The organism is Sorangium sp. So ce131, from assembly GCF_051519095.1.
GTDB lineage: Bacteria > Myxococcota_A > Polyangia > Polyangiales > Polyangiaceae > Sorangium.
The window spans coordinates 4,390,048-4,414,958 of the sequence record NZ_CP150455.1; the positions used below are offsets into that span (position 1 = coordinate 4,390,048).

The 24,911-nt window shown below is 74.3% G+C and carries 16 protein-coding genes; 9 read left to right on the forward strand and 7 right to left on the reverse strand.

All coding sequences use genetic code 11. The features are described from left to right. Positions 1-51: 51 nt before the first annotated feature. Positions 52-1,599 carry a serine/threonine protein kinase gene (locus WMF43_RS16165; protein ID WP_437681268.1) on the forward strand — a complete coding sequence of 516 codons (1,548 nt, stop codon included), beginning with the start codon at positions 52-54 and terminating at the stop codon, positions 1,597-1,599. Between the two features lie 28 nt (positions 1,600-1,627). Here the strand turns inward: WMF43_RS16165 and WMF43_RS16170 are convergent, their stop codons facing one another. Then, positions 1,628-5,512, reverse strand: coding sequence for a serine/threonine-protein kinase (locus tag WMF43_RS16170; RefSeq protein ID WP_437681269.1), 3,885 nt, complete (start codon positions 5,510-5,512; stop codon positions 1,628-1,630). 353 nt (positions 5,513-5,865) lie between these two features. On the opposite strand from WMF43_RS16170, the gene WMF43_RS16175 reads away from it, so the two are divergent. The 3 genes from WMF43_RS16175 (at position 5,866) to WMF43_RS16185 (ending at position 10,203) form a co-directional block, all read left to right on the forward strand. Further along, entirely contained in the window at positions 5,866-7,392 is a 1,527-nt protein-coding gene (locus tag WMF43_RS16175; RefSeq protein WP_437681270.1) for a hypothetical protein, read from the forward strand. Then, complete coding sequence (locus WMF43_RS16180; protein ID WP_437681271.1) at positions 7,389-8,300, forward strand: hypothetical protein; 912 nt, start codon at positions 7,389-7,391, stop codon at positions 8,298-8,300. The genes WMF43_RS16175 and WMF43_RS16180 overlap by 4 nt, the downstream gene beginning before the upstream one ends. 280 nt (positions 8,301-8,580) lie before the next feature. Next, positions 8,581-10,203, forward strand: coding sequence for a hypothetical protein (locus WMF43_RS16185; RefSeq protein ID WP_437681272.1), 1,623 nt, complete (start codon positions 8,581-8,583; stop codon positions 10,201-10,203). A gap of 369 nt (positions 10,204-10,572) precedes the next feature. Here WMF43_RS16185 and WMF43_RS16190 read toward each other — a convergent pair whose 3' ends face one another. From WMF43_RS16190 to WMF43_RS16200, 3 genes are all read right to left on the reverse strand, one after another. Continuing rightward, positions 10,573-13,023, reverse strand: coding sequence for a hypothetical protein (locus WMF43_RS16190; protein WP_437681273.1), 2,451 nt, complete (start codon positions 13,021-13,023; stop codon positions 10,573-10,575). A 117-nt stretch (positions 13,024-13,140) separates the two neighbouring features. Beyond that, complete coding sequence (locus tag WMF43_RS16195; RefSeq protein ID WP_437681274.1) at positions 13,141-13,749, reverse strand: hypothetical protein; 609 nt, start codon at positions 13,747-13,749, stop codon at positions 13,141-13,143. A 27-nt stretch (positions 13,750-13,776) separates the two neighbouring features. Further along, entirely contained in the window at positions 13,777-15,228 is a 1,452-nt protein-coding gene (locus WMF43_RS16200; RefSeq protein WP_437681275.1) for a hypothetical protein, read from the reverse strand. A gap of 279 nt (positions 15,229-15,507) precedes the next feature. Between WMF43_RS16200 and WMF43_RS16205 the strand changes: the two genes are divergently transcribed. The 3 genes from WMF43_RS16205 to WMF43_RS16215 all read left to right on the forward strand — a co-directional run bounded on the left by WMF43_RS16205 (position 15,508) and on the right by WMF43_RS16215 (position 20,672). Beyond that, positions 15,508-17,160: a DUF1592 domain-containing protein gene (locus WMF43_RS16205; protein ID WP_437681276.1), complete on the forward strand. Its 1,653-nt coding sequence runs from the start codon at positions 15,508-15,510 to the stop codon at positions 17,158-17,160. Beyond that, positions 17,157-18,521, forward strand: coding sequence for a DUF1552 domain-containing protein (locus WMF43_RS16210; RefSeq protein ID WP_437681277.1), 1,365 nt, complete (start codon positions 17,157-17,159; stop codon positions 18,519-18,521). The genes WMF43_RS16205 and WMF43_RS16210 overlap by 4 nt, the downstream gene beginning before the upstream one ends. 249 nt (positions 18,522-18,770) lie before the next feature. Beyond that, positions 18,771-20,672: a L,D-transpeptidase gene (locus tag WMF43_RS16215; protein WP_437681278.1), complete on the forward strand. Its 1,902-nt coding sequence runs from the start codon at positions 18,771-18,773 to the stop codon at positions 20,670-20,672. A 162-nt stretch (positions 20,673-20,834) separates the two neighbouring features. Here the strand turns inward: WMF43_RS16215 and WMF43_RS16220 are convergent, their stop codons facing one another. Next, on the reverse strand, positions 20,835-21,551 hold the full coding sequence (locus WMF43_RS16220) for a hypothetical protein (protein WP_437681279.1): 717 nt from the start codon (positions 21,549-21,551) through the stop codon (positions 20,835-20,837). On the opposite strand from WMF43_RS16220, the gene WMF43_RS16225 reads away from it, so the two are divergent. Further along, a complete protein-coding gene (locus WMF43_RS16225; protein WP_437681280.1) occupies positions 21,534-22,397 on the forward strand; it encodes a hypothetical protein in 864 nt (287 codons plus the stop codon). The two genes, WMF43_RS16220 and WMF43_RS16225, sit on opposite strands and share 18 nt — an antisense overlap. A 232-nt stretch (positions 22,398-22,629) precedes the next feature. After that, a complete protein-coding gene (locus tag WMF43_RS16230; protein WP_437681281.1) occupies positions 22,630-23,472 on the forward strand; it encodes a fibro-slime domain-containing protein in 843 nt (280 codons plus the stop codon). 61 nt (positions 23,473-23,533) lie between these two features. Here the strand turns inward: WMF43_RS16230 and queD are convergent, their stop codons facing one another. Both queD and WMF43_RS16240 read right to left on the reverse strand, forming a co-directional pair. Next, positions 23,534-23,893, reverse strand: a complete 360-nt coding sequence (gene queD, locus WMF43_RS16235; protein WP_437681282.1) for a 6-carboxytetrahydropterin synthase QueD — start codon at positions 23,891-23,893, stop codon at positions 23,534-23,536. Between the two features lie 59 nt (positions 23,894-23,952). Beyond that, positions 23,953-24,723 carry an SDR family oxidoreductase gene (locus WMF43_RS16240; RefSeq protein ID WP_437681283.1) on the reverse strand — a complete coding sequence of 257 codons (771 nt, stop codon included), beginning with the start codon at positions 24,721-24,723 and terminating at the stop codon, positions 23,953-23,955. Positions 24,724-24,911: the final 188 nt, after the last annotated feature.

A 24,911-nucleotide genomic window follows, 5' to 3' on the forward strand; every position in this document is an offset into this window, starting at 1 on the left:
GCGAGAGGCTTCGGGAGATACAGGCTGATCGCCAAGTTGGGGCAAGGCGGGATGGCCGAGGTCTTCCTCGCCGCCCACCGCGGCCCGCTCGGGTTCGAGAAGCTGGTGGTGATCAAGCGGCTCAAGCCGGGGATCGCGACCGAGCCCGAGGTCAACGCGATGTTCCTCGACGAGGCGAGGCTCGCCGCGCGGCTGAACCACCCGAACGTCGTGCAGACGTACGAGTGCGGCCAGATCGACGACCAGTACTACATCGTGATGGAGTACCTGGAGGGGCACTCGCTCGATCGGATCTGCCGCAAGCTCGATCCGTCGCGGCACCGCGCGGTGTACCTGGCGATCCTCTCCGACGCGCTCGCCGGGCTGCACTACGCGCACGAGCTGATGGACTTCAACGGGCAGCCGCTCCACGTGGTCCACCGCGACATCAGCCCGCACAACATCTTCGTCACGTACGACGGGCAGGCGAAGGTCGTCGACTTCGGCATCGCGAAGTGGGCGACGCGCGACGCGGACACGAGCACCGGCGTCGTCAAGGGGAAGATCCGGTACATGGCGCCCGAGCAGGCGCTCGCGACGATGGTGGACCGCCGCGCGGACATCTTCTCGATGGGGCTCATCTTCTGGGAGCTCGTCGTGGGCGAGCGCTTCTGGGGCGAGCTCTCCGACGTGCAGATCCTCCAGCGGCTCACGTTCGGCGAGATCCCGCAGCTGCGCGAGCGGTGGCCCGCCGCGCCGGACCAGCTCGAGCGGATCTGTACGCGCGCGCTCGCGATGGCGCCCGAGGACCGCTACGCGACGGCGGCCCAGATGCGCGAGGACATCGAGGCCTACATCGCGACGATGGGGCGGCGGCCGGCGGCGGCCGAGATCGGCCGCCTCGTCGGCGAGACCTTCGCGCACCGGCGGGCGGAGGTGCGGTCCGCCATCAGCGAGCAGCTGGGGAAGCTGCACGCCGCCGCCGCCGCGGAGGGGGGCGAGGAGTTCGAGATCCTGCCGGTGCTCGAGGAGCGCGGCGCCGTGCCGTGGTCCCAGCGGATGCCGGTGTCGCAGCACTTCACCACGCCGATGCCGGACGCGATCCTGGGCGAGGAGGGGTCTCGCGAGGACAGCATCTCGAGCCGCAAGACGATCCCCACGATCATGGTCGCCAACACCCACCTGAGCCGGCGCCGGACGCTGGTGTGGACGGCCGCGATCGCGGCGGCCGTGGTGGCGCTCGGCGGCGCCGTGGGGCTGGGCGTGGTGCTCGTGGGCCGCCGCATCCTCCCTCCGCCGGAGGAGCCCAAACCCGAGGAGCGGCAGATCGAAGAGCGGCGCGAGGAGCCGCAGACGAACCTCATCGAGCTCCGGATCATCGCCACGCCGCTCGACGCGAAGATCTTCCTCGACGACATCCCGCTCGAATCGAACCCGTTCTACGCGAAATTCCAGCGCGACGGCACGGGGCACCGCATCCGGGTCACGGCCGACGGCTACACGCCGGAGGCGCGCTTCGTCGTCTTCACGCGCGACGAGGTGCTGACCATCAACCTGCGCCCGCTCCCGCCGCCCCCGAAGCCCGGCAAGACCGGCGGCGCCGCACCCCCGACGAAGTGAGCGCGCCCGCCCCGGCCGCGCGCCGGGGTCAGGCCTTGCTGTTCAGCATCGCCTCGATCTGGGGCGGCACGCAGCCGTAGGCCTCGGCGGCGGCGAGCAGCGCCGAGTTCTGCGGCAGGTTGAGCAGGAACGAGCTCGCGTAGGGCGTCCCCTCGAGCCCCTTGAGCCGGCGCAGGAGCGGCGGCATCGCGCGCTCCATCGCGTCCCGCGCGCCCTCCAGGTCGCCCAGGTCCACGCAGGCGTCGTGGAGCGCGAGGTAGATCGGCGCCTCGTTGAGCAGGCTCGGCGCGCCCGCCTCGACCAGGGCCGCCGCCTCCCGCGCGATCTCCCCGGCCAGCTCGGCGTTGCCGAAGCGGCGCTCCGCCTCGGCGCAGAACCCGAGCGCCACGGGCAGGACGTCGCGGTTCTCCGTCACCCGGTAGGCTTCCGTGGCCTTCTTCAGCAAGGAGCGGGCCCGCGCGAGGCCCGACGACTCGGAGCGCAGGAGCTCGCACCCCCGGTAGAACAGGATGCCGAGCGTCACCCGGTCGCGCACGACCCACATGCTACCGGCGGCCTCGTCGGCGCTCGCCCGCGGCTCCGCGAGCACGGCGTCGAGCCGCGGCTCGGGGCCGAACGTCGCCGCCCAGCAGAGCAGGATCATCTGCCCGTGCCGCACCGCCCCGGAGCTGCCGATCGCCTGCGCCCTGGTGATGCCGCCCTCGATCTCCTGGAGGGCCTCCTCCCGCGCGCCGATCGTCGTCAGGGCGAAGCCGACGTTGATGGTCAGCGTCGCCTCGCGCTCCTGCAGCCCCGCCCGGCGCGCGGCCCGCGCGGCGTTCCGGCGCGCCCCGAGCGCCGCGGCCGGCTCGCCGCGCGTCTGGTGCGCGACCGCGCGCGTCTGCCACGCGTCGACGGCCGCCCAGACGAGGCCCCGCCGCGCCGCCAGGTCGAGCAGCTGCGCCGCCTCCTGCTCGGCCATCGCGAGCTGCCCGGCGAACGCGTGGAAGTGCGCCAGCGTGGCCGAGCACTGGGCCTCCTCCTCGACGAGATCGATCGCCCGGGCGCGATCGCGCAGCGCCGTCAGGCGCTCCTCCAGGTCGATCCCGGAGCCGCACGCGTGGTCGTAGCGGGCGCGGGCGGTGAGGGTGCGGAGCTCGCTCGCCTCGTCGAAGACGTTCTCCCCCATCGCCCGGATCGCCGAGTCGCGCTCGGGCGAGCGCGCGTCGAGCCGGGAGTACGCCTCCTCGAGGAGGACGGCGCGGGCGAACGCCGTCGGCTTGTCGGGGGAGAACACGAGCGCGCGGTCGGCCATCGTGACCGCGTCGCGCAGGGAGTTCGTCGCGAGGGCGCGCCGCGCCGCCGCCTCCCAGCGGATCGCGGCCTCCTCGTGCTCGCCGCCGAGGTCGAAGTGCTGCGCCACCGTCGCGCTGTCCTCGCCGAGCCGGTCGAGCCAGCGCGCGGCCGCGGCGTGCAGCTCCTCGCGGAGCTCCTCGCCGGCGGAGGCGTACGCCACGTCGCGGACGAGCGCGTGCTTGAACAGGAACTCGCGCGCCGCGGGGAAGCGCGACGCGGGCTGCTCGACGAGCAGCTCCGCGGCGATGAGCTTCTTCAGCGCGGCCTCCGGCTCGACCACGCCGACCTCGGCGAGGCCCGCGTCCCACACCGACAGGCCGAACACGCTCATCCTCACGACGGCCTCGCGCGTGCTCTCGTCGAGCGCGTCGAGGCTCACCTGGATCGCCGCCTCGATGGTCGGCGCCGTGGCCGCGTCCTTGCCGGAGGCGATGACGCGCGCGAGCTCCTCGGCGAAGAGCGGCGAGCCGGCCGCCTGCTGCGCGACGCGGTCGAGCGTCGCCTCGTCGAACGGCCGCGCGGCGGCGCTGAAGACCGCCCGCGCGATCTCGCGCGTGGCCCGGCGCGCGATCGGGCGCAGCTCCACGCGCACGTGGTCGCGGCCGGCGAAGCGCTGGCCCTGGTCGCGCCAGAACGACGGGCGCACCATCAGCATGATGAAGAGCGCCCGGCCCGTCGCCCGCCCGAGGAGGTGGTCGAGCCACGCGACGCTCTCCGGGTCGGCCCACTGCGCGTCCTCGACGAGCAGCGCGCACGGCTCGATCGACGCGGCGCCGACCGCGATCTCGGTCATCGAGAGGTAGAGCGCGTCACGCGCGCCGCGCAGGTCGACGCCGTCGGGGAACGGCTGGTTCGCGAGCAGGCGCGCGAGCAGCCCGCCGTCGCCGTGCAGGAGCCGCCGCGCGCGGACGGCGTCGTCGGCCTGCTCCATCGACGCGCCCTTCGGCAGGCCCATGAGGACGCGCAGCACGTCGGTCGCGACGCCGAGCGCCTGCGCGCGGCCGAACGACTCGCAGCGCAGCTGGACGAGCCGGGGCGGATCCGGCCGCTCCGCGATGCGCGCGACGAACTCCCGCGCGAGCCGGCTCTTGCCGATCCCCGGCGGCCCCGAGATGCTCGCGAGGACCGGCGTCCGGTCCTCGACGCAGCGGTCGAAGGCCGCGACGGTGGTGATGAGCTCGGCGTCCCGGCCCACGAAGGGCGTCTGGGCGTCGGGCCGCTTCGGCGCGCGCGCGAGGACCCGCAGGGCGCCGCCCTCCTGGGGCTCGCACGTGAAGCGCCCGCGGGACAGCTCCACCGTGGTCGCGTCCGCGAGCACCCGGCCGAGGCCCGCCTCGCGCGCGAGGGCCACCGCGCGGTCGACGACCTCGCCGGCCGACCGCGTCCGGTCGACGCGCATGCGGCCGGAGGCGACGCCGACGCGGCCGCCGCGGTCGCCGAGCGCGAGGCCGTGCTCGAGGGCGCGGGACGCCTCGTCGCCGTGGGCCTGGCGCACGCCGAGGTGGGCGACCACCGAGTCGGTGCCGAGCGGCAGCGCGTCGGCCCCGCGGCGCCGCAGCGCCTCGATCTCGCGCTGCCGATCCTCGCCCGTGGCCACGTGCAGCGCCACGATCGTGGTCACGAGCCGCGTGCCCATGACGCCCGGCGGGTTGTCGCTCACGCGCAGCGGCGACGGGGTGGGCAGGAACGGATCGCGGACGAGCGCCTCGAGCGTCTGCGCCACCGCGCGCGCCGAGCTCGGCCTGAGCTCGCGATCGGTGAGCAGGAGCGCGTGGATCAGCTCGTCGAGGGTGGGCGCCACGTCGAGCAGGAACTCCGACAGCCGGGGCGCGGGCGTCGTTGCCAGGCGCACGAGCGTCGCGATCGAGGTCGGCCCCATGTGCGGCGGCCGCCCGGCGACGAGCTCGAACAGCGTCGCGCCGAGCGAGTAGAGGTCGCTCCGCGCGTCGACCGTCGCGTCGCCGCGCGCCTGCTCCGGCGACATGTACGCCGGGGTGCCGACGAGGCCGCCGGGGTCGGTCGTGAGCACGACCTCCCGCGACGCCGCGACGCCGAAGTCGACGAGCTTGATCCGGAGCGCGCCGCCGGGCGCGCCGTGCAGGAGGAGGATGTTCGACGGCTTGATGTCGCGGTGCACGACGCCAGCGTCGTGGGCGGCCGCGAGCGCGCTCGCCACCTGCCGCCCGACCTCGAGCGCGTCGCGCAGCACGAGCGGCGAGCGCCGCTGGCGCGTCGCGAGGTCCTCCCCGTCGAGCCACTCCATGGCGACGAACGTCGCCCCCTCCTCGATCCGCCGCCCCTCCGCGTCCCACGCGCTCGACTCCAGCGTCCCGAACGCGACGACCCGCACGATCCCGGGGTGATCGAGCTCCGAGAGGATCTGCCCCTCGCGCGACAGCCGGGCCTGGCACGCGGCGTCCGTGGTGGCCGCGGAGATGATCTTCAGCGCGACGTAGCGCTCGGTCTGCGCGTCGAACGCGCGGTGCACGGTGCCGATCCCGCCGCGGCCGACCTCGCGCTCGATGTGGAACCGGCCGGCGATGAGCGGGGCTAGAGGCTCGCTGCGCGCGGGGTTCATGCGCTAGCCGAGGGGGGCCAGGAGAGGGGCGCCGGAGGCGCTCGCGCGACGGAAGCGCGGCGTGCACGTGGCCTCGGGGCGCTGGGCCGAGCGGGCCTGCGGTGTTCCGACAGGGCGCATCGCAAAGGAGATTACGCTTTCCACGCTAGCTGTTCCAGTGTCGCCGTCGCGCCGCAGGCCACGTCGAACGCGCCAGCCGGGCCGCTTCGACCGGCGCCTCTGCATCTCTGCATTGCGGCCGGCGCCGCCGTCGTGCCGCGCGCCCGGCCGGAGCTGCCGTCGAAGTCCCGGTCGAACACGCGCGCCGGGCGTCTCTTGACGGATCCAGCGGCTCCTCTTACGGTCGCCTCTCGTTGCTCGATCGCGTCGCCGTTCATCAGACCCGGCTGCGCACGCCTGGCCTCGGGCTCGATGCCAAGGGCGTCGCGCTCGGGGCCAAGGGCCTCGTCCTGCTGCCCTCGATCGACCGGCTCGTCGCCTTCCTGGCGCTCTACACGCGGCAGGGATCGCTGGCCGACATCCTCCGCTCGCTCGTCGTCGAGATCGTGCGCTCGAAGCTCGGCGCGCGGGAGGTGACGCTCCTGTTCGCGGCGGAGAGCAGCGATCGGCTCGACCGGGTGGCCGAGGTCGCCCGGCTCGCCGGCGGCTACTGCTTCACGGGCACGAGCCGCCATTTCGTCCAGTACCGCGACGCCGCGGCGCCGTTCGGGTACGACGTCCCGCAGATCCTGCCGAGCGACGCGGCGCTCTCGCTCTACCACAACGCGTTCTCGCAGACGTACGAGGTCGAGCGGCGCCTCGACGTGCGCGCGCTGCTCCTCCGCCTGGAGCCGCACCTCGATCCGTCCGCGGGGCGCGAGCCGGGGCCGCGGTGGCTCCTGGCGGAGTCGGGGCTCGGCCCCGCGCTGATCCGGTATCTCTCCCGGAGCAGCGTCGAGGCCGAGGTGGGCCTGTGCGAGTGGCCGCCGGAGTCGAGCTTCGATGACGCGCCGGTGCTCCGGTACCTCTTCCGCGTGCCGGCGGTGCCCGACCGGATGGTCCCGCTGCTCACGAGCACGCCCGGCCTCGGGTACTTCGTCCCGGTCGCGCCGGGCGCCGCGGTGGAGGTGGGGTTCCGGCACCCGGTGAACCTCCGCGCGTGCCCGGTGTTCAACGAGGCGGGCCTCGTGCTTTTCCGCGGCCGTAGCCGCGAGGCGCTGGAGATCCCGAAGCTGCCGGCGATGGGGGACGTCTCCGCGTTCGCCCGGGTCGAGCTCGGCCGCGAGCCTCTCGTGGCCAGGGCGACGCCGGATGCGCTGCGCCCCGAGTCGGTCGTGCTGCAGCTCCGCCTCGTCCCGAGCTCCGAGCCGTGGCGCTCGGTCACGGCCTCGTGGATCCGGCCTGAAGAGATGCAGCTCCTCCGGCACGTCGCGTACGCGCTCGGCCCCGAGACCCTGCGCCGCGCCCACATCGCCTTCACCGCGGCGGGCGCGTTCCTCCGGCACCCGACGGGCATCGAGGGCATCCCGGTCGGCGAGTTCTTCCGTGAGGTCCACCCTGGCCTCTACATCCCCGCGGGGTACGACGCGGTGCCCGCGGTCGCGCCCGGCGTGCTCTTCCGCGCGCTGGGCGCCCCCGCCGGGCAGGCGCTGTTCATCGGGCGCGACGGCCGGGCGGTCGGCGTGCCCGAGGACGCGTTCGTCTCGCTCGAGACGGCGCTGCTCGAGGCGCAGCAATGGTCGCCGGTCGCGGCGCGGTCCACGGGCCTCACGGCGGCGCTGGCGACCGAGCTCCCCGAGGTCGTGCTCGGCGGCGTCGGCATCCGCCCCCTGCGCGATCTGGCCCCCTCCGACGCGCCCGCCGAGCCGAAGGCCCTCCCGCCGGGCGCCGGCCGGCCATGACGGCGCGGCCCGAGGCGATCGCCGAGCGCCTCGCCGAGCTCTCGGCGAACGTGCTCGCGCCGCTCGTCCTCGGCGGGCCGCTCCACCCGGTGCGCCCCTTCGGGGTCCGGCTCGCGCTCCTGCTCGGCGACGGCGCGCCCGCGATCGATCGCGACCTCGGCGCCCGCGTCGAGCTCGCGCGCGTGCGCGTGGCGCGGCTGATCGCCCCGATCGACACGCTGCCGGAGCTCGCGTCCGCGGACTGGGCGCTGCTCTGCGCGCTGAACGACATGCTGCAGCTCACGAACCACGAGCTCGCCGGCCCCCTGACGCGCAGCCGTTATCCCCGCCTGCTCGCGAGCGTGCGCGATCTCTGCGAGCTCGTGCCGGCGCCGCCGGACGTGGCGACCGCGCTCTCGCGGCACGCGACCTTCGCGCGCGTGCTCGACTGTTTCCGCACCGACGCGCAGGTCGCCTGGTGGACGGGCAACGCGAGCTTCCGCGGACAGCCCCCGCCGGCGCGGCTGCTCCGGTGGCGGCAGCTGCGCAACGTGACCGTGAGCACGCGGCGCGTCGGCCTCGCCGAGATGGCGCAGGGCATCCCGGGGCTCGCCGCGCCGGACTACGCCGACGCGCTCGCCCTCTGGCTGACGCGCACGCCGCTCACGGACCTCGCGACCGCCACCCGCAAGGGCCCGCCGTTCGCGTGGTCGGCCTCGACGCTCGCGATCGTGGCCACCGTCCCCGGCCGGAGCCTCGCCTACCGCGCCCTCTTGCGCCAGCCGCACGACCTCGCGGTCGCGGCGCTCGCCCGCGCCGCGAGGGAGGTCCCGCTCCGGTTCGGCCAGGCGAGGGCGCTCGCCGAGTCGTTCGCCAGCGAGGTCGCCGCGGGCATCAAGCTGCTCGACGAGCGCTCCGGGGCGGCGTGATCCGCGGGATCGGCGCGTTGCTGCCGCGGGATCGGCGCGTGATCACCGCACGGTTGCCGCGGAGCCGCCGCGTGGTCATGGCGTGGTCGCCGCGTGACCGCCGCGGGCGCGCCGCGCGCCGCGCAGCTTTGATCGGCGCAAACGCGGCGTGATACGCTCCGGCCCCCGCGTGGACCTTTCCGTCCTAGCTCCCCGTGCCGTCGACTTCCTTGCAGAGCATCGCTCCAGGCGAACCCCGTTGAACCGCCACGACGAAAAGCGCACCGAGAACTCTCCCCCCATGTCCTGCCGTGTCCGGCGCACCGGCGCTCGCTCGTTGCGGACGGGGGGTTGCCTGCGGCGTACGTGGGCGCGCGCCGCGGCCTGCGCCCTCGCGCTCGCGCTGGCGGTGGTCCCGCGGGTCTCCTTCGCCCAGGCGGAGACGCTGCTCGACGAGGGCAAGAAGCTCATGAAGAAGGGCAACCTCGCGGAGGCCTGCCCGAAGCTCGAGGAGAGCTACCGGCTGAGCCCGAGGTCGGCCACGCTCCTCCAGGTCGCGAGCTGCCACGAGAAGCAGGGGAAGCTCGCGACCGCTTGGTCCGAGTACATCGACCTCGGGGCCGCGGCGCGCAAGGAGGGGAACAAGCGCCTCGAGGCCGACGCGAAGGCGAGGGGAGCGCGGATCGAGCTGCGGGTCCCGCGGCTCACGCTCAACGTGCCGCGGGCGGCTGCCGTCGAGGGGCTCGAGGTGATGCTCGACGGGGCGCCGGTCGACAGGTCGGCCTGGGGCCAGGCGAGGCCGGTCGACCCTGGCCAGCACAAGGTGAGCGCGAGCGCCCCGGGCAGGAAGGCGTGGGAGCTCACGGTGACGATCAAGCGGGGCGAGCGGAAGTCCGTGGCGGTTCCGGTGCTCGCCAAGGATCCCTCGGCCGCGCCGGGGCCCGAGAAGGTGGCGGAGGCGCCCGCGGCAGCGCCGCCCGCGGCGCCCGCGAAGGACCCGGCGGCGCCCGCGGCGGCGGCGCCCGGGAAGGCCGGAGCGGGGGCAGGGAAGGCGGAGGCAGCGACCGGCAAGGCCGGGGCGGCGCCTGGAAAGGCCGAGGCGGGGAAGGCCGGGGCGGCGCCCGGGAAGGCCGGAGCGGGGGCAGGGAAGGCGGAGGCAGCGACCGGCAAGGCCGGGGCGGGGACGGCGAAGACCGCGGCCGCGCCGGAGGAGGACGCGCCGCCCGCGGCCGAGGAGCCCGAGGCGGCGCCGGACGCCTCGCCGCGCCATTCCAACCGCTACGTGCTCGACGTCGGCGTGTCCGGCGGCTTGCTGGTCGGGCTGGTTGACGCCGGCACCCTGGGGAATCTGAGCTCGTACTCGTACAGCTACAACGTCCCGGGGGGCGGAGAGCTCATCGCGCCCTGCAACGAGGACGTCTGCCACGCGGGCTTCGAGCCGGCGATCGGACCGTTCGCCGGCGGTCACGTGTTCTTCGGGCTCGCGCTCTCCGAGGAGGTGCACCTCGGCGTCCGGGCGCTCGGTGGCTACCGGTTCGGCGGTGGGTACCTCGTCGCCGGCGGTCCCTCCGGCTCGATGCGCTTCGGTCCTTTGTGGGTAGGCCTCTCGGGGCTCGTCGCCGCGGTGGCCCAGAACGCGAAGGTCACGGGCATCAAGGGAGAGATCCCCTCCGATCTGGTCGACATCAACTATGGCCGGAGCGAGGTCGACGTCACCGCGCGCGAGGGCAGCCTCCCCGAGACCGCGCTGCTCCAGACGCTCGCGTTCGGCGGGAGCGTCGACCTGTCGCTCGTGATCGCGGACTGGCCGAGCTCGAGCTGGACGTCGGGCGCGCTCCTCTTGAACGCCTCGCCGACGTTCATGAAGGGGCTCGACGGCTTCGTGATTGCGGCCCCGGTGAGCCTCGGCTACCGGTTCCACTGAGGGCGGTCCCCCCCCGGGCGTGACGAGTCGGCGGCGGGCCGGACCAGCCCGGGCTCATCGGCGACGCGACGCCGTCTTGCCAGCCCGCGTGGCGTGAGCGCCGGCGGGTGGGGCCGCGCGGCGGGGGCGGGCGGGCGCGCCGAGCGCCGACCGAGGTGCCATAAGGTCCCAGCGGGCTCGAGGTCCCAGGCGCGCCTCGTGTGGCGCGCAACGAAACGTCTCAGTCATCAAGGCCCGAAGGGAGACATGCCGGGCGGTGTCCTCAGCGCAAGCTCCCACGCCCCCAGTCTTGCCGGATGGCCAGCGCCCGCCCGCCCCCGCCGCGCGGCCCCACCCGCCGGCGCGTCCCGCTCGGAACTCCCTCGTTGCTTACCCGGCCTTCTCCGCGCGCCGCCGCCGCGCCCGTCGCGCCGCGCTCCGCCCCATCTCGGCCTGCCCCGGCGGCGCCGGCTGCGGGCTGAACCCGATCGCCGCGAGCTCCTTCTCGCCGATCACGTCGCCCTCGGCCACGAGCGCCGCGCGGAGCAGCACCGCGCCCATCTCGGCGTCGTTGCCCGGCCACGGGTGGTCGAGGACCGCCTGCAGGGCGCGCAGGTCGAGGCCGAACGGCCGCCCGCGCAGGCGCACGCCGATGCGCGCGAGGTGGTCCAGCGCGAGCGCCCGCAGGTCCTCGGCGCGCGACGAGAGCGGGGGCAGCACGACCGCCCGATCGCCGAGCCGATCGGCGAGCCGCTCGTTCATCTGGCCGGCCTGGGCCAGCGCCGCGGGGGGCTGCGGCACGGCCACGACGAGGCCCACGTCGTCCGGCAGCGCCGCGGCGAGGTAGCTCTGGACCTCGGCCGGCAGCGCCTGGGCGTCGAGCACGAGCAGCGTGCCCCCCTTCGCCGCCTCGATCGGCGAGCTGTCCGGATCGCGCCACACCGCCAGCGCGGGCGGCGCCTCGTCGGCGCCCGGGCGCCCCGCCGCGTCCTCGCGTGCCGCCGAGGCGCCGCGGGCCTGCGCGAACGGCCGCGCAAACGCCTCAGGGACGGGCGCCGCGCCGTCGACGATGGCCAGCGGGCCCCCCGCGCGCGCGAGGGGTGACGCCAGGTGGACGACCGCGCCCCACGCCACCGCGTCGATCCCGGGCGACGTCAAGAGCGTCACCGGCCCGCCGGCGGCGCCGAGCCGCTCCAGCTCCTCGAGCGCCGCCCGCGCCGCCGGGCTGTACGCCGCCGCCCGCGCCGGCCGCGAGAGCAGCGCCGCGATCGCGCGGAACCGCCCCGCGCTCAGCGCCAGCGCGCGATCCAGCCGGTCGATCTCCCGCGCGCGCTCCTCGGCCTCGCGGCGGGCGGCCACCTCCCGCCCGCGCGAGCCCGACAGCATCGCCGACACCGCGATCACCGCGCCGAGCCGGTCGGCGACCGCGCGCAGGCCGCTCACCTCCTCGAGCGTCATCGGCGCCGCGCGCCGGCCCCGCGGGATCGCGAGGGCCCCGATCGGCCCTTCCGCGTCGTTCACCAGGGCCACCACGCCGATGTCGCGCTCGCCCAGCCAGTTGAGCAGCGGGCGCACCTCCGGCCGCCGGACCTCGACCGCCTCGGCGGCCTCGACCCGCAGGACGCGCTCCGGCTCGGCCTGGCAAAGCTCGATCAGGCGCGCCGGCACCGCCGCCGCCTCGGTGTGCGCGTACCCGGCGCGATCGACGGTCACGCGCTCGGGCGGCGAGAGCAGGTAGAGCGCCGGCGGGGCCTGCCCCGCGGCGCCCGCGTCCGACGCCTCGCGCAGGGCCGCGAGCGCGGTCTCCAGCGCGGCCTCCGGCTCCGGGTTCATGGCCGCGCGCGTCGCGGCGTCGAAGGCGCCGAGCCAGCGCGCCCCCTCCGGCGCGAACCGCCGCGCGAGCGCCGGCGCCGCGAGCCCCGCGATCGCGCAGAGCGCGCACGCGCTGAACACCGCCACGCCCACGGAGGACTGCGGCGCGCCGCGCAGCCCGAGGTCGCCGCGCGGCGCCCCGTGCACCACGTACACCGCGAGCAGCGCCGGCGGGGTCGCGAGCGCGGCGATCGCGAGCGTGAGGCGGAGCGCGCGCGAGACGTGCGCCGCGTCGGCCGCCACGGTGCAGAACGCGACGCAGACCGCCGCGGCGGCGCTCGTGACGGGCAGGATCGACTCCGGCGGCGCGACGCCCACGAACGCCGCGGAGACGCCGACCGCGAGCGCAGTAGCGGAGAGCAGCAGCGCGGCCTCGACGCGATCGGCGACGCCGAGCTCGAGCCGCCGCGCGATGCGCACGCGCGCGATCGCCACGAGCGTCACCGTGAGCGAGCCGAGCGACGCGGCGGAGGTCGCGTAGTCGACGAGCAGCGGATCGAGCTCCGCGGTGCGCGCGGGCGCCACCGCGGAGATCGCCGGCAGGGCGACGGCCACGGTCCAGAAGAGCGAGGCGAACGCGGCCGCGTCGAGGCGCCGCGTGCTCGGCGGCGGCTCGAGCAGGCCGCCGAGGCCGGCGATGCGCGCGAGCCCGACCAGCGCGGCCATGGACGCCGCCGCGGCGCCGAGGTTGCCGAGCGCGATCAGCGCGAGCCCGCGGGGGCCGCTGCGCGCGGCGGCGAGCATCGCGGCGCCGGTGAGGCAGACCGCGGCCGCGCTGCGGGCGGCCGGCTCGATCCGGTCCTCGCCTCGCGGCGGCCGCTCGACCCACCGGAACCCGAGCGACAGGAGGGCCGGCAGCCCGAGCAGCGCGAGCCAGGCAGGCCCGTGGCCGCCCGACGCGCGGAGCGCCGCGAAGGCCGTGTAGGCGACGGCGGCCGCGGCGATCCAGAACGAACGCCGGCGCAGCATCGCGGCGAGCCTAGCGGGTGACCGCCGCGCGGTCCACGAGCGTCGGGGCTGGGGACGGACAGGGCCAGCGAGGGCGCGCGGCGCGGGAGGCGCGCCGGGCCCTCGCTGCTCGCGGGGCTACAGCGACATGATCCACTCGCGCACGCACGCGATGTCCGCGTCGCTGAGCGGCATCTGACCCCGCGGCATCCGCTCGCCGCACTGGGCAGGGGGAGTCGCCAGGAGCTTCGTGTAGATCGCGCTGGCGTCCGGGTTGCCCGGCACGAGCAGCTGCGCGCCGTTGCAGCCCTGGGTCCCCCGGTTGACGACCATGGTCTCCCAGCCCGTCTCCATCGCGAGGCCGGCTATCGCGGTGCTCGCGTCGTGACAGCCGCCCTGAGCGCATGACTCCGTGAGGAACGCCGGGACGCTGGGGGGGCACGTCTCCTCCACGCCGCCGCTGCTCGCGCTCGCCGTGGTGGACGCGGCGTCCCCGCCGGTGGACGCGGCATCCCCGCCGGTGGACGCGGCGTCCCCGCCGGTGGTCGCGGTGGGGGTGCCGCCGGTGGTCGCGGCGGGTGTGCCCCCGCCAGACGGGCTGCCGCCCGAGCCGTCGCTGCTGTCGCCGTCGCGGTACTTCTCGATATCGTCCAGCGTCCCCGCGCAGCTGATGAGCAACGCGGCGCCGGTCGTGACGGCGAGGGCGACGAGCGCATGGCGCCCGCGAAGGGAAGTGCTCCACGTCATAAGTACAACCTCTCTCTCAGCAGCAGCTCAGTGGACGTAAGCTCCAGCGAGCCGGATCCCCAGGTACTGATCAGTGGCTCCGCCGGCGACGTACTCGTCGCCGACCGCGGGGGAGAACGAAGAGAAGAACCGGGCGTAGTCGAGGATCAGCCGCCCCTCGATGCCGCTCGCGATGGGGACGATGACGCCGGCCGTCGCGCCGATGCCCTGCACGCTCGCCCCCTCGAACCGGTCGTACACGTCGCCCGACGAGAGCGGCATGAGGTAGTCGGCGCCGAAGGCCAGCGCGACCGGGCCGGCCGGCACCCGCGCGTCGAGGCCGCCCCGGATCAGCGTGTACGAGACGTTCGGCACCGTGCTGGCGAGGCCGCCGTCCGCGTCGATGTTGAACGTCAGGAGCCGGAGCCCGGCGGAGATCCCGAGCACGGACTTCTCGCCGAGCGCGATCCGCTCGCGGAGCCCCACGTTGATGCGCTGGTAGGTGGTGGGGATCGGGTCGGAGCCCTCCACCGCCGAGTTGAGGCCGAGCGCGAGCGTGTACCCGGCGGTGAGCCCGAGGCCCTTGAGCACCGGGATGTCCGTCGACGCGAGCGGGTAGATCTCGCCGGAGATCGACAGCGCGGGCTGGCCGAAGACGTTGTAGGGCCGGAGGTTCAGGGTGACCGGATCGGAGTAGTCGAACCAGCGGCCGACGAACTCGACGCCGAGCTCGACCGAGAAGAGCGCCGAGGCGATCTCGTGAGGCTTGCGCTTGCCGCCCTTCCCCTTGTCGCCGTCGTCCTTCTCGTCGCCGCCTTCCTTGTCGGCGTCTTCCCCGTCGCCGCCGTCTCCCTCGGCGTCGCCCTCTCCATCTCCCTCGTCGCCGCCCTTCGACTTCTTCTCCTCTTCCGGGGGCGGCGGCGCGATCTCGGCCAGCTTCGGGCCGAGCAGCCCTTCCAGCGCCTTCTTGCGATCGTCGCGCCCGCCGGCCGTCGGCACCGCTTCGTCCACCGCGAGATCGCCGGCGTTCTGGTCGACGTAGATGAGGTGGACCTCTTTCTTCTTCTTCTTGTTCGTCCGCGACACGCCGAAGATCACGCCCTCGACCTTGGCCGCCTTGGCCGCCTTGCGGAGGCGGTCGACGAGCTTCTTCCGCTGGGCCTTGTTCACCAGCGTGTCCCCGGCGGGCTTGGTCTGTCCGGCGCCGCGCAGCGCCTTCGAGAACGCCTCGGGGCTCACGACCTCCAGCGTCTCCGGGACGAACGAGAGGATGTCTTCGCGGATCGCCTCGGCGTTCGGGCCCTCGATGTGGACCGCGATCGACTTCGAGCCCTTGGGGGCAGCGTAGGCGGGCGGCGAGAGCGCGAACGTCGCGGCCGTCGCGGCGGCGAGGCCGAGCAGGAGCCTCCCGCAGAGGCTCAAGGAACAGGACAGCGCTGCGACACGGGGCGGCTTGCGCGACGTCGGCTTCGCCGCGGCATCAAGAAACGAAGCTTGCACGCGCGGAGCCTACAGTCGACGGCACGCCAGAATCCAGGGTCTTGCGAGGGGGGAGCGATCTTTCCCGAGACGAGCAGTGACGCTACGACTCTACATCTCAATCGAACGAGCTTGCGCGGGGGCCGTGGTTCGGAACACAGGATACGACCTCGCCCGTCGCGGCCGCGCCGGGGGAGAAATCCCCCGCAGGAGATCGGGAGAACCGGTTAGGAAAGCAGAGGGAGAATGGAGCACGCAGCAGGACGAACCCCGACGGCGAAGCGCGGCCCGGGCGGAGTCATGACGATCGCGCTGGTGCTCGGGGTGGCGGTGTGTGCGTGCAAACCCGACGGGGCGGCGCGGACGGGCCGCGAGGACCCGCGCTGCGCGGTGATCCAGCCGGGGGCCTCCCCGCTCCGGCGGATGACGCGGTTCGAGTACAACAACACGGTCCGGGACCTGCTCGGGGACGACAGCGCGCCGGCCGACGCCTTCGTGACGGAGGAGGAGGCGCTCGGCTTCAACAACCAGGCCGCGGCGCTCGGCGTCACGCAGCTGCTCGCCGAGCAGCTCATGAAGGCGTCGGAGGAGGTCGCGGAGCGGGCCGCGCGGGATCTCGATCGGCTCTTCGAGGGCTGCGACCCCGCGATGCAGGGGGCCGACGTGTGCGCGGCCGAGCTCATCGAGCGCCTCGGCAAGCGCGCGTTCCGCCGGCCCCTCACGCCGGCGGAGGTCGAGCGGTTCGCGCGGCTCTTCGCGTGGGGCAACGACGAGCACGATCTCTCGACCGGCGTCTCGGTCGTGATCCAGGCGATGCTCCAGTCGCCGCACTTCCTCTACCGCGTCGAGCACGGCATGCCGGACCCGGACGCGCGCGGCGTGGCGCCGCTCTCCGACCACGAGATCGCCTCGCGGCTCTCGTACCTGCTCTGGAGCTCGATGCCCGACGACGCGCTGTTCGCCGCCGCCGACTCGGGCGAGCTCCACACCCCGGAGCAGATCGCCGCCCAGGCGCGGCGCCTGCTCGAGGACCCGCGGGCGCGCGCGGCGGTCGCGGACTTCCACGCGCAGTGGCTCGGGCTGACGCACATCGACACGCTCAACAAGGATCCGGCCGTGTACCCGAGCTTCCGCGAGGGGATCGGATCGCTCCTCCGCGCCGAGACCGAGGCGTTCCTCGATCACGTCGTGTTCGAGGACGACGCCGGCGACGTCGCCACGCTCCTGTCGGCGCCCTACTCCCTCATGAACGCCGAGCTCCGCGCGTTCTACGGGCTCGGGGCCCCGGCGGGCGGCGCGGGCGCGCCCGACGCGTTCGAGGTCGTCCCGCTCGATCCGGCGCAGCGCGCCGGCGTCCTCACCCACGCGAGCCTGCTCGCGGTGCACGCGAAGCCGGACCAGTCCTCGCCGATCCACCGCGGCAAGTTCGTCCGCGAGCGGCTGCTCTGCCAGACGCTGCCGCCGCCGCCGGCCAACATCGAGATCCGGCCCCCCGAGGTGAAGCCGGGCATCCCGACCCGCAGGGGGTTCGAGCAGCACGCGGACAACCCGGGCTGCGCCGGCTGCCACCGGCTCATGGATCCGATCGGCTTCGGGTTCGAGCGCTACGACGGCATCGGCCTCTACCGCGAGGTCGACCAGGGCGCCCCGGTGGACGCGAGCGGCGAGATCCTCGGGAGCGCCGAGACCGACGGGCGCTTCGACGGGGCGGTGGAGCTCGCGCACAAGCTCGCGCAGAGCGACGAGGTGCGGAGCTGCGTCGCCACGCAGTGGTTCCGCTTCGGGTACGGACGCGCCGAGCAGGCGGAGGACGAGTGCAGCATGGCCCAGATCCAGGAGGCGTTCGCGGAGAGCGGCTACAACATCAAGGAGCTGCTCGTGGCCCTCACCCAGACGGACGCGTTCCGCTACCGCCGGGCCCCGGTCGAGCAGGGCGAAGGGAGCGCGCCGTGAGCCGCGCCGCGCGGTCCCGGCCGTCGGGGCGACGCCTCGGCCGCCGCGCGCTCCTGCGCGGCGCCGGCGGGCTCGCCGTCGCGCTCCCGTTCCTCGACGCGATGAGCGGGTCGGCGAGCGCCGTCGAATTCCCGAAGCGCTTCGTCGTGTTCTTCACGGGCCTCGGCACCGTCAAGGAGGCCTGGTTGCCCACCGGGACCGAGACGGAGTTCGAGCTCGGGGAGATCCTGGGCCCGCTCGCCCCCTTCAAGGACAGGCTGCTCGTGCTCGAGGGCATCGACATGGAGTCGGCCCACCACGGCCCGGGCGACCCCCACCAGCAGGGCATCGGCCACGCGCTCACCGGCACGGAGCTGCAGGAAGGGGACCTGTTCCCGTACGCGTGCAACGCCTCCGCGAAGGTCGGCTGGGGCGGCGGCATCTCCGTCGATCAGTTCCTCGCCGCGCAGCTCGGTCAGCACACGAAGCTCCCGTCGCTCGAGCTCGGCGTCCAGGTCCAGTACGCCAACGTCTCGTCGCGCCTCTCGTACCTCGGCCCCGGCCAGCCGGTCCCGCCCGAGGACGACCCGCGCGCCGCGTTCGATCGCCTCTTCCTGGATCTCAGCGCCGACCCGGAGGCGCTCGCGCGCCGGCGCGTGCTGCGTCGCCGCGTGCTGCACGACGTCATGGAGGACTACGGCGCCCTCGCGCGCGAGCTGGGGGGCGAGGATCGCGCGAAGCTCGAGCACCACCTCGAGGCGATAGACCAGATCGAGAAGCGCCTCGACGCGCCGGCCCTGCTCGGCGGCGCGTGCGCGATCCCGTCGCTCGGCGAGCGGCTCGACGTGTACACGAACGACAACTTCCCCGCGATCGGGGCGGCGCAGATCGATCTGCTCGTGATGGCGCTCGCCTGCGATCTCACCCGGGTCGCGTCCATCCAGTGGAGCGCGACGCAGGCGGGGAAGGTGTTCACGTGGCTCGGGCAGTCGGAGACGCACCACGCGCTCTCGCACTCGGACGTGAACAGCGAGGAGAAGCAGCGGCAGCTCATCGACATCGGCCGGTGGCAGGCGGCGCAGCTCGCCGACCTGCTCGGGAAGCTCGACGCCGTGAAGGAGGGCACGGGCACGCTCCTCGACAACACGATCGTCCTCTGGTGCACCGACGTCGCCGTGGGCCAGACCCACGCGCGGCGCGACATGCCGTACGTGATCGCCGGGGGCGCCGGCGGGGCGCTCCGGACCGGGAGGTACCTGCGCTACGGCGGCGACCCCCACAACAACCTGCTCGTCGCGCTCTGCAACGCGATGGGCGTGGGCGTGTCGACCTTCGGCAACCCCGCCTACTGCACGGGGCCGCTCCCGGGGCTCCTGGCCTGAGCCCGAGGCGGGCGGCGCGCCGCCCCCGGGCGCCCTGGACTGAGCCCGAGGCGGGCGGCGCGCCGCCCCCGGTCGCCCTGGCCTGAGCCCGCGGCGGGCGGCGCGCCGCCCCCGGAGCGGGCGCCGCGCGGGCCGACCCGGCCCGTCCCGCCGGGTGTTTTGGGCTTTTCGTCGCGCGCTGTTTTTGGCAAGTACGCCCGCATGGGCGGCCTGCTGTCTTCCGGGGAGCCTCGTCGTGCGCTGCGCTCGATGCGCGTGGAGCGTCTCCTGCGCCTCGCGGCGCTCGCGGCGGCGGCCGGGGCGGCGTGCGCCGCCTGCAAGAAGCCCGCGGATGTCGCCGGGGACGCCGGGGCCGCGGCCCTCGCCGGCGACGCGGGGGAGGCGGCGCCGGCGGCGCTCGCGTCGACCGCGGCGCCTGCGGCCGGCCCGGGGGAGGCGGAGCCGGCGGCGCCGGCGTGGCCGCCGACCGACAGGCCGCTGCTCGGCGTCACCGCCTTCGTGGCGACCGTCTACAAGGAGCCGCGCGACACCTCGAAGAAGCTCGGCTACCTGCGCGTCGGCGCCCGGGTGCCCCGCGCCGCGGAGCCCGCCGGCACGGCCGGCTGCCCGGGGGGCTGGTACGCGATCGAGCCCCGCGGGTTCCTCTGCGTCGGCGAGGACGCGACGCTGGATCTCGACGACCCGATCCTCAAGGCGGCCGGCCCGGGGCCGAACCTGAGGACCGCGCTCCCGTACCGGTACGCCTTCGTCCGCGCGGTGCTGCCGCTCTACCTGCGCGTCCCCACGGCCGAGGAGCAGCGCAAATCGGAGTTCAAGCTCGACGAGCACCTCCAGTGGTTCGAGGAGAACAAGGCGACGGTGCAGCGGGTCGTGCTCGGCGCGAACGACGTGCCGATCGACGGGCGCGGCGTGCCGCTGCCGGGCAAGCAGCTCGGCGAGCTCGGCCTCGCGAAGAACTCCCTCGAGCTCGGCGAGGGCGCCCTGCTCGGCGCCGAGGGCGACAACGACCCGATCCCGTTCTGGCTCGAGGGCGGAAAGCGCCACATCCGCAACATCAGTGACTTCAAGGTCCCGGACTACGCGGTCTTCGCCGATCGCGCGCGGCGCTTCACGGGGCTCTCGCTGATCGGATCGTTCCCGACCGGACCGGAGTCGCTGAACCGGCGGTTCGCGATCACGACCGATCTCCGGCTCGCCCCGGCCACGAAGATCAAGCCGGACATGGGCTCTCCCTGGCACGGGGTGGAGCTCAACGACGAGCTCACGCTGCCGCTCGCCTTCGTCCGCGCCCGGAGCGCGCGCGACGTCCAGATCCAGGGCGACAAGGCCACGCCGGGCAAGGAGCTGCCGTTCCGTGCCGTCCTCCCGCTGACGGGCAGGATGCGCCGGATCGAGGGGGTGAAGTACTACCGCACCAAGGACCAGCGGTACGTCAGCCAGCTCGACGTCGGTCTCGCCGTCGCCCCGTCCTCCTGGCCCGAGGTCGCCGAGAAGGGCGAGAAGTGGATAGAGGTCTCGATCCAGCACCAGACGCTCGTGCTCTGGGAGGGCAAGCGCCCGGTCTACGCGACGCTCGTCTCGACCGGCCAGGCGGGGGTGGCCGACCCCAAGACCACGACCGCGACGGTGCGGGGCATCTTCCGGATCCGGAACAAACACATCACCGCGACCATGGACTCGAACGAGTCGTCGAGCGTCGGCGGCCGCGCGGACACCACGGCCGACGCGCCCTCGGCCTCCCGCGGCGCGAAGCCGGACAAGGGCGGCTCGTCGAAGGAGCGCGACGCGAAGAAGCCGGGCGCGGCGAAGGCGAAGGCGGGCGCGGCGAAGCCCGCGGCCGGCCAGCCGGCCCAGCCGGCCGTCCCCCGCAAGGGCGACGGCGAGTACGGCGTCACCCGGCGTCGCGGCGAGGGGACCTACGCCCTCAAGGACGTGCCCTACATCCAGTACTTCGCGAGCGGCTACGCGCTCCACACCGCGTACTGGCACGACGTGTTCGGCACGCCGCGCAGCCACGGCTGCATCAACCTGGCCCCGATCGACGCCCACCGGCTGTTCCTGTGGACCGAGCCCCAGGTGCCGCCCGGATGGCACGCCATCAACACGGGCGAGGAGCTGGGCGAGGGGACCACGATCATCGTCCACGAATGAGAGGCGGTCGCCCGCTTCGGATACGGGCCCATCTCGACGTTTTCGGTGCTCGGCGTAAAGGAGTACGCCTCCGCGCCGAAAACGCCGATCTGGGCCCGTCTCCTGTGCGGGCGACCGCCGCGGGGCGCCGTCATGGATCAACGGCGAGGAGGGGGAACGCCGTCAGCCGCGCTTCGGCGCGGTGCGGAGGAGGTCGTCGAGCGCCTCGTCGGCCGCTCCGGCCAGGTCGTCGAGCAACGCGGCGAGGCGGGCGTGCTGCTCGGGGGTGAACGGGGGGAGGCCGAAGCGCGACCGCACGCCCGACAGGCGCAGCGCGAGGCCGGCGCCGTCCTGGTAGCCGGCGATCCAGGGGCCGCGGGCGAGCTCGTCGCAGATCCGGCGGAGCCGCGCCTCGAAGGCGGGGCGGTCGGCGAGCGCGCCGGCGGGGGAGGGCGCGCGCTCGAAGTGGTGCAGGGAGGCCGCGGCCTCGCTCGGCGCGCCGTCGATGGCCGCGAGCCCGGCGCGCAGGTCGTCGAGCACGGGGGCGAGGCCCGCGCGGCGGAGGAGGGCGCCGTCGAGGCACATCTCCCAGAGGACGTGGGCGAAGAGCGGGAGCCGCGGCGCGCCGAGCGCGGCCCCGCGCAGCGCCCCGGCGAGGCGGCGCTCGCCCTCCACGAAGACCGGGGCGGCGTGGAACCAGCGGTCGACGGCGACGTGGTGCTCGACGCCCGCCAGCACCTCGGCGACGCCCGGCGCCGCGGCGGCGGGGCGCTCGGCGCTGCGCGAGGGCCGCACCCGGCGGTCGGCCATGCGCCAGAGGTCCGGGAGCATCGCCCCCGCGCCGGCGGCGGCGGAGCCGAGATCGCGCGCGGCGAGGTGGCGATGAAGCAGGAAGTTCATGCGTTCAGGATGGCGCCGCCCCCGCAGGCGGTCGACGGTAATAAACCGATGGGCCCCTCCCTCCCTCGCCTCTCGCTCTTCGAGTGGAACGACTCGCCGTGGTCTCCCGGCCCGCTGCGCGAGCTCATCATCGAGTCGCTGAGCCGGGCGATCCGGTGGGGCGGCATGCTGCGCGGGCTGATCGAGCCCTTCCGGGCCTTCCTCGCCGGCTCGGGGGCGACCGAGGTGATCGAGCTCGGCGCGGGCGCGGCGGGGCCGTCGGAGGTGCTCATCGGCGAGCTCCTGCGCGCGGGCGCGACGCCGCCGCGGTTCGTGCTCACCGATCTCCTGCCGCAGCCGGAGGCGTGGGCCGAGGCCGCCGCGCGGCACCCGTCGTTCGTCTCGTTCGAGCCCTCGCCGGTGGACGCGACGCGCATCCCGCCGGCGCTCGCCGAGGGCCGGGCGCGCGTGATGATCAACGCCTTCCACCACTTCTCGCCCGACCTCGCGCGCGCCATCCTCGCGGACGCGGCGCGCGGCTCCTCGGGCATCTTCCTGTCGGAGGGCTTCGAGCGGAACCCGCTCGGTTTCCTGCCGATGGTCCCGGTCGGCGCGGCGGCGCTGCTCGCGAACCCGCTGCTCGCGCGCCGCTCCCGGGCCGCCAAGGCGTGGCTCACGTGGGCGACGCCGATCGCGGTCGCGGCCAGCGTGTGGGACGGCGTCGTGAGCACGCTGCGCGTCTACTCGGAGGCCGAGCTGCGCGAGATGGTCGCCCCGCTCGGCGACGCGTTCACGTGGGAGTACGGCACCTACCGCTTCCCGCTCGGGGGTAAGGGGTACTACTTCTTCGGCGTTCCTGCGCGATGAGCTGGCGCCGAGGGCACTCGGCGATCCAGCGCAGGAGCCTCCGACGAGCAGCTCACCGGGGATGGGTGAGCCAGCGGTATTTTTGCCGCCGGAACGTCGGTCACTTTGTTGAAAAAAAACTGACCCGCTCCACCCACCCCCGCGCACAGGGGCGGAAGCTGGCGACGCGGTGTCTCCGACATCGTTCCATGCGGATTCGACGGCTTCTACCGCTCGGGAAAAGGGGCAAGACATGATGGCTTATCGACGGACCATGATGGCGGTATCGGCGATCGTCGCCCTCGCGGCGACCGCGTGTGGGTCGAGCGGCAACGACACGACGGGGCCCGGGGCGCCGAACGGCAGCCCGAGCGGCGGCACCGACGGCAGCACCAATGGCAGCACCGATGGCAGCGATTTCATCGACGATCCCTTCGAAGGGACGGACGACCCGGACTTGGGCGATGAGGCGTGCGGCAGCGACCTCATCGCCATCGTGCGCGACTTCAAGGACTCACATCCCGATTTCGAGGAGACCGTCGCGGAGGATCGTGGCCTCGTGGAGGTCCAGCTCGGCCAGGACGGCAAGCCGGTGTACGCGGGCGGCCCGGAGGGGACGCGGACCACGAGCGGGCCGGAGGCCTTCGATCAGTGGTTCCGCGACGTGCCCGACGTGAACATGGCCGTTGAGGTGTCGATCCCGCTCACGAGCAACGGCGACGGCACGTCCACGTACGACAGCTCCGACTTCTTCCCGATCGACGACCAGGGGTTCGGGAACGAGGAGCGCCGCCACAACTACCACTTCACGCTCGAGCTACATACGAAGTTCGAATACAAGGGCGGCGAGGTGTTCACCTTCCGGGGCGACGACGACCTCTTCACCTACATCAACGGCCGGCTCGCCATCGATCTCGGAGGCGTCCACGGGCCCGAGCTCGCGACCGTCGACCTCGACGCGCAGGCGCAGGAGCTCGGCATCACGCCCGGCAACTCCTACACGCTCGACTTCTTCTTCGCCGAGCGCCACACGACCGAATCGAACTTCCGCATCGACACGTCGATCGGCTGCTTCACGCCCGTCGTGCCCAGGTGACGCCGGCCGGCCGCGCGGGCGGGGCCGAGCCGCGCTCCACCTGACCCACCCGCGCGCGGGGTCAGCCCTCGCCGGAGTAGACGCACCCCGAGGTGCACGTCTCGCGGACCACGACGCGGCACAGCTCCGGCAGCGTGGGCTTGACCTTCTGCCAGACCCAGCGCGCCAGGTTCTCGCTCGTCGGGTTCTCCAGCCCCGGCACCTCGTTGAGGTAACGGTGGTCGACCAGGGCATGGATCGGCTCCCACGCCGCGGTCAGGTCGGCGAAGTCCATCACCCAGCCCTGGGGCTCGCGCAGGCTGCCCTCCGCGTGGAGCTCGACGCGGAACGAGTGGCCGTGGAGGCGCTGGCACTTGTGGCCCTCGCGCACGTGCGGCAGCCGGTGCGCCGCCTCGAATCGGAACTCTTTGAATATCTCCATAACAGTGGCTCCGGTGTCCCCGCGGGACTCCGCGAAGAAGGGGCAGAGACGCGCGCCGGTCAGTCGTGCACCGGCTCGTCCGTGGACGGCTGGGCCCAGCCGAGGTGCTGGCCGCCGTCCAGGGCGAGCATCTGCCCCGTGATCGAGGGCGCGCTCAGCAGGAACCGGACGGCATCGGCGATCTCCTCCGGGGTCGTCCCCTGGCCGAGCGGCATCCGCGCCGCCTGCTGCGCGAACTGATCCGGGTCCTGGTAGGCGCTGGGCAACGCCGGGCCGGGGCCGATCCCGTTCACGCGGATCCGCGGAGCGAGGGCCATCGCCAGCGTGCGCGTCAGCGTCCAGAGACCCGACTTGCTCACCGTGTACGACACGAAGTGAGGGGTGAGGTTGAGGACGCGCTGATCGATCACGTTGATGATGGCCCCGCGGGCGGCCTCGGGCAGCTGGCGCGCGAAGGCCTGGGACAACACGAAAGGCGCCCTGAGGTTCACCTCCATGTGCGCGTCCCATGACGCGCGCGTCGCCGTCTCCGCGGCGTCGAACTCGAACAGCGACGCGTTGTTGATCAGGCACCCGAGCGGCGCGCCCAGGGCGCCGGCGGCCCGCTCGACGAGGCTCGCCGTCTCGGCCTCGGCGCGCAGGTCGGCCGCCACCGCCGCGGCCTTTCCGCCGGCGCCGGCGATCGCGTCCACGACCGCCTCGGCCTCCGCGGCGGACCGGTGGTAGTGCACGGCCACGGCCCAGCCGTCCCGCGCAAGGCCGAGCGCGATCGCCCGCCCGATCCGCTTGCCGGCCCCGGTGACCAGCGCGGTCTTCAGCGAACCCTGCATGGCGCGTAGAATCGTGCAGAAGCAACCCCTTGGCAACCGGTAGAACCGCGCCAGAGCCGCGCAATTTGCGCGGTTCGGCGCGGCTCGCGGGGGCGCCTCGGCCGCGTCGCCGCCGCGGATCACGCGGCGCGCCAAGCGCCGGGCGGCGGCGGATCCGGAGCCGCCGCGCGCGGCGGGCCGCTCTCGCC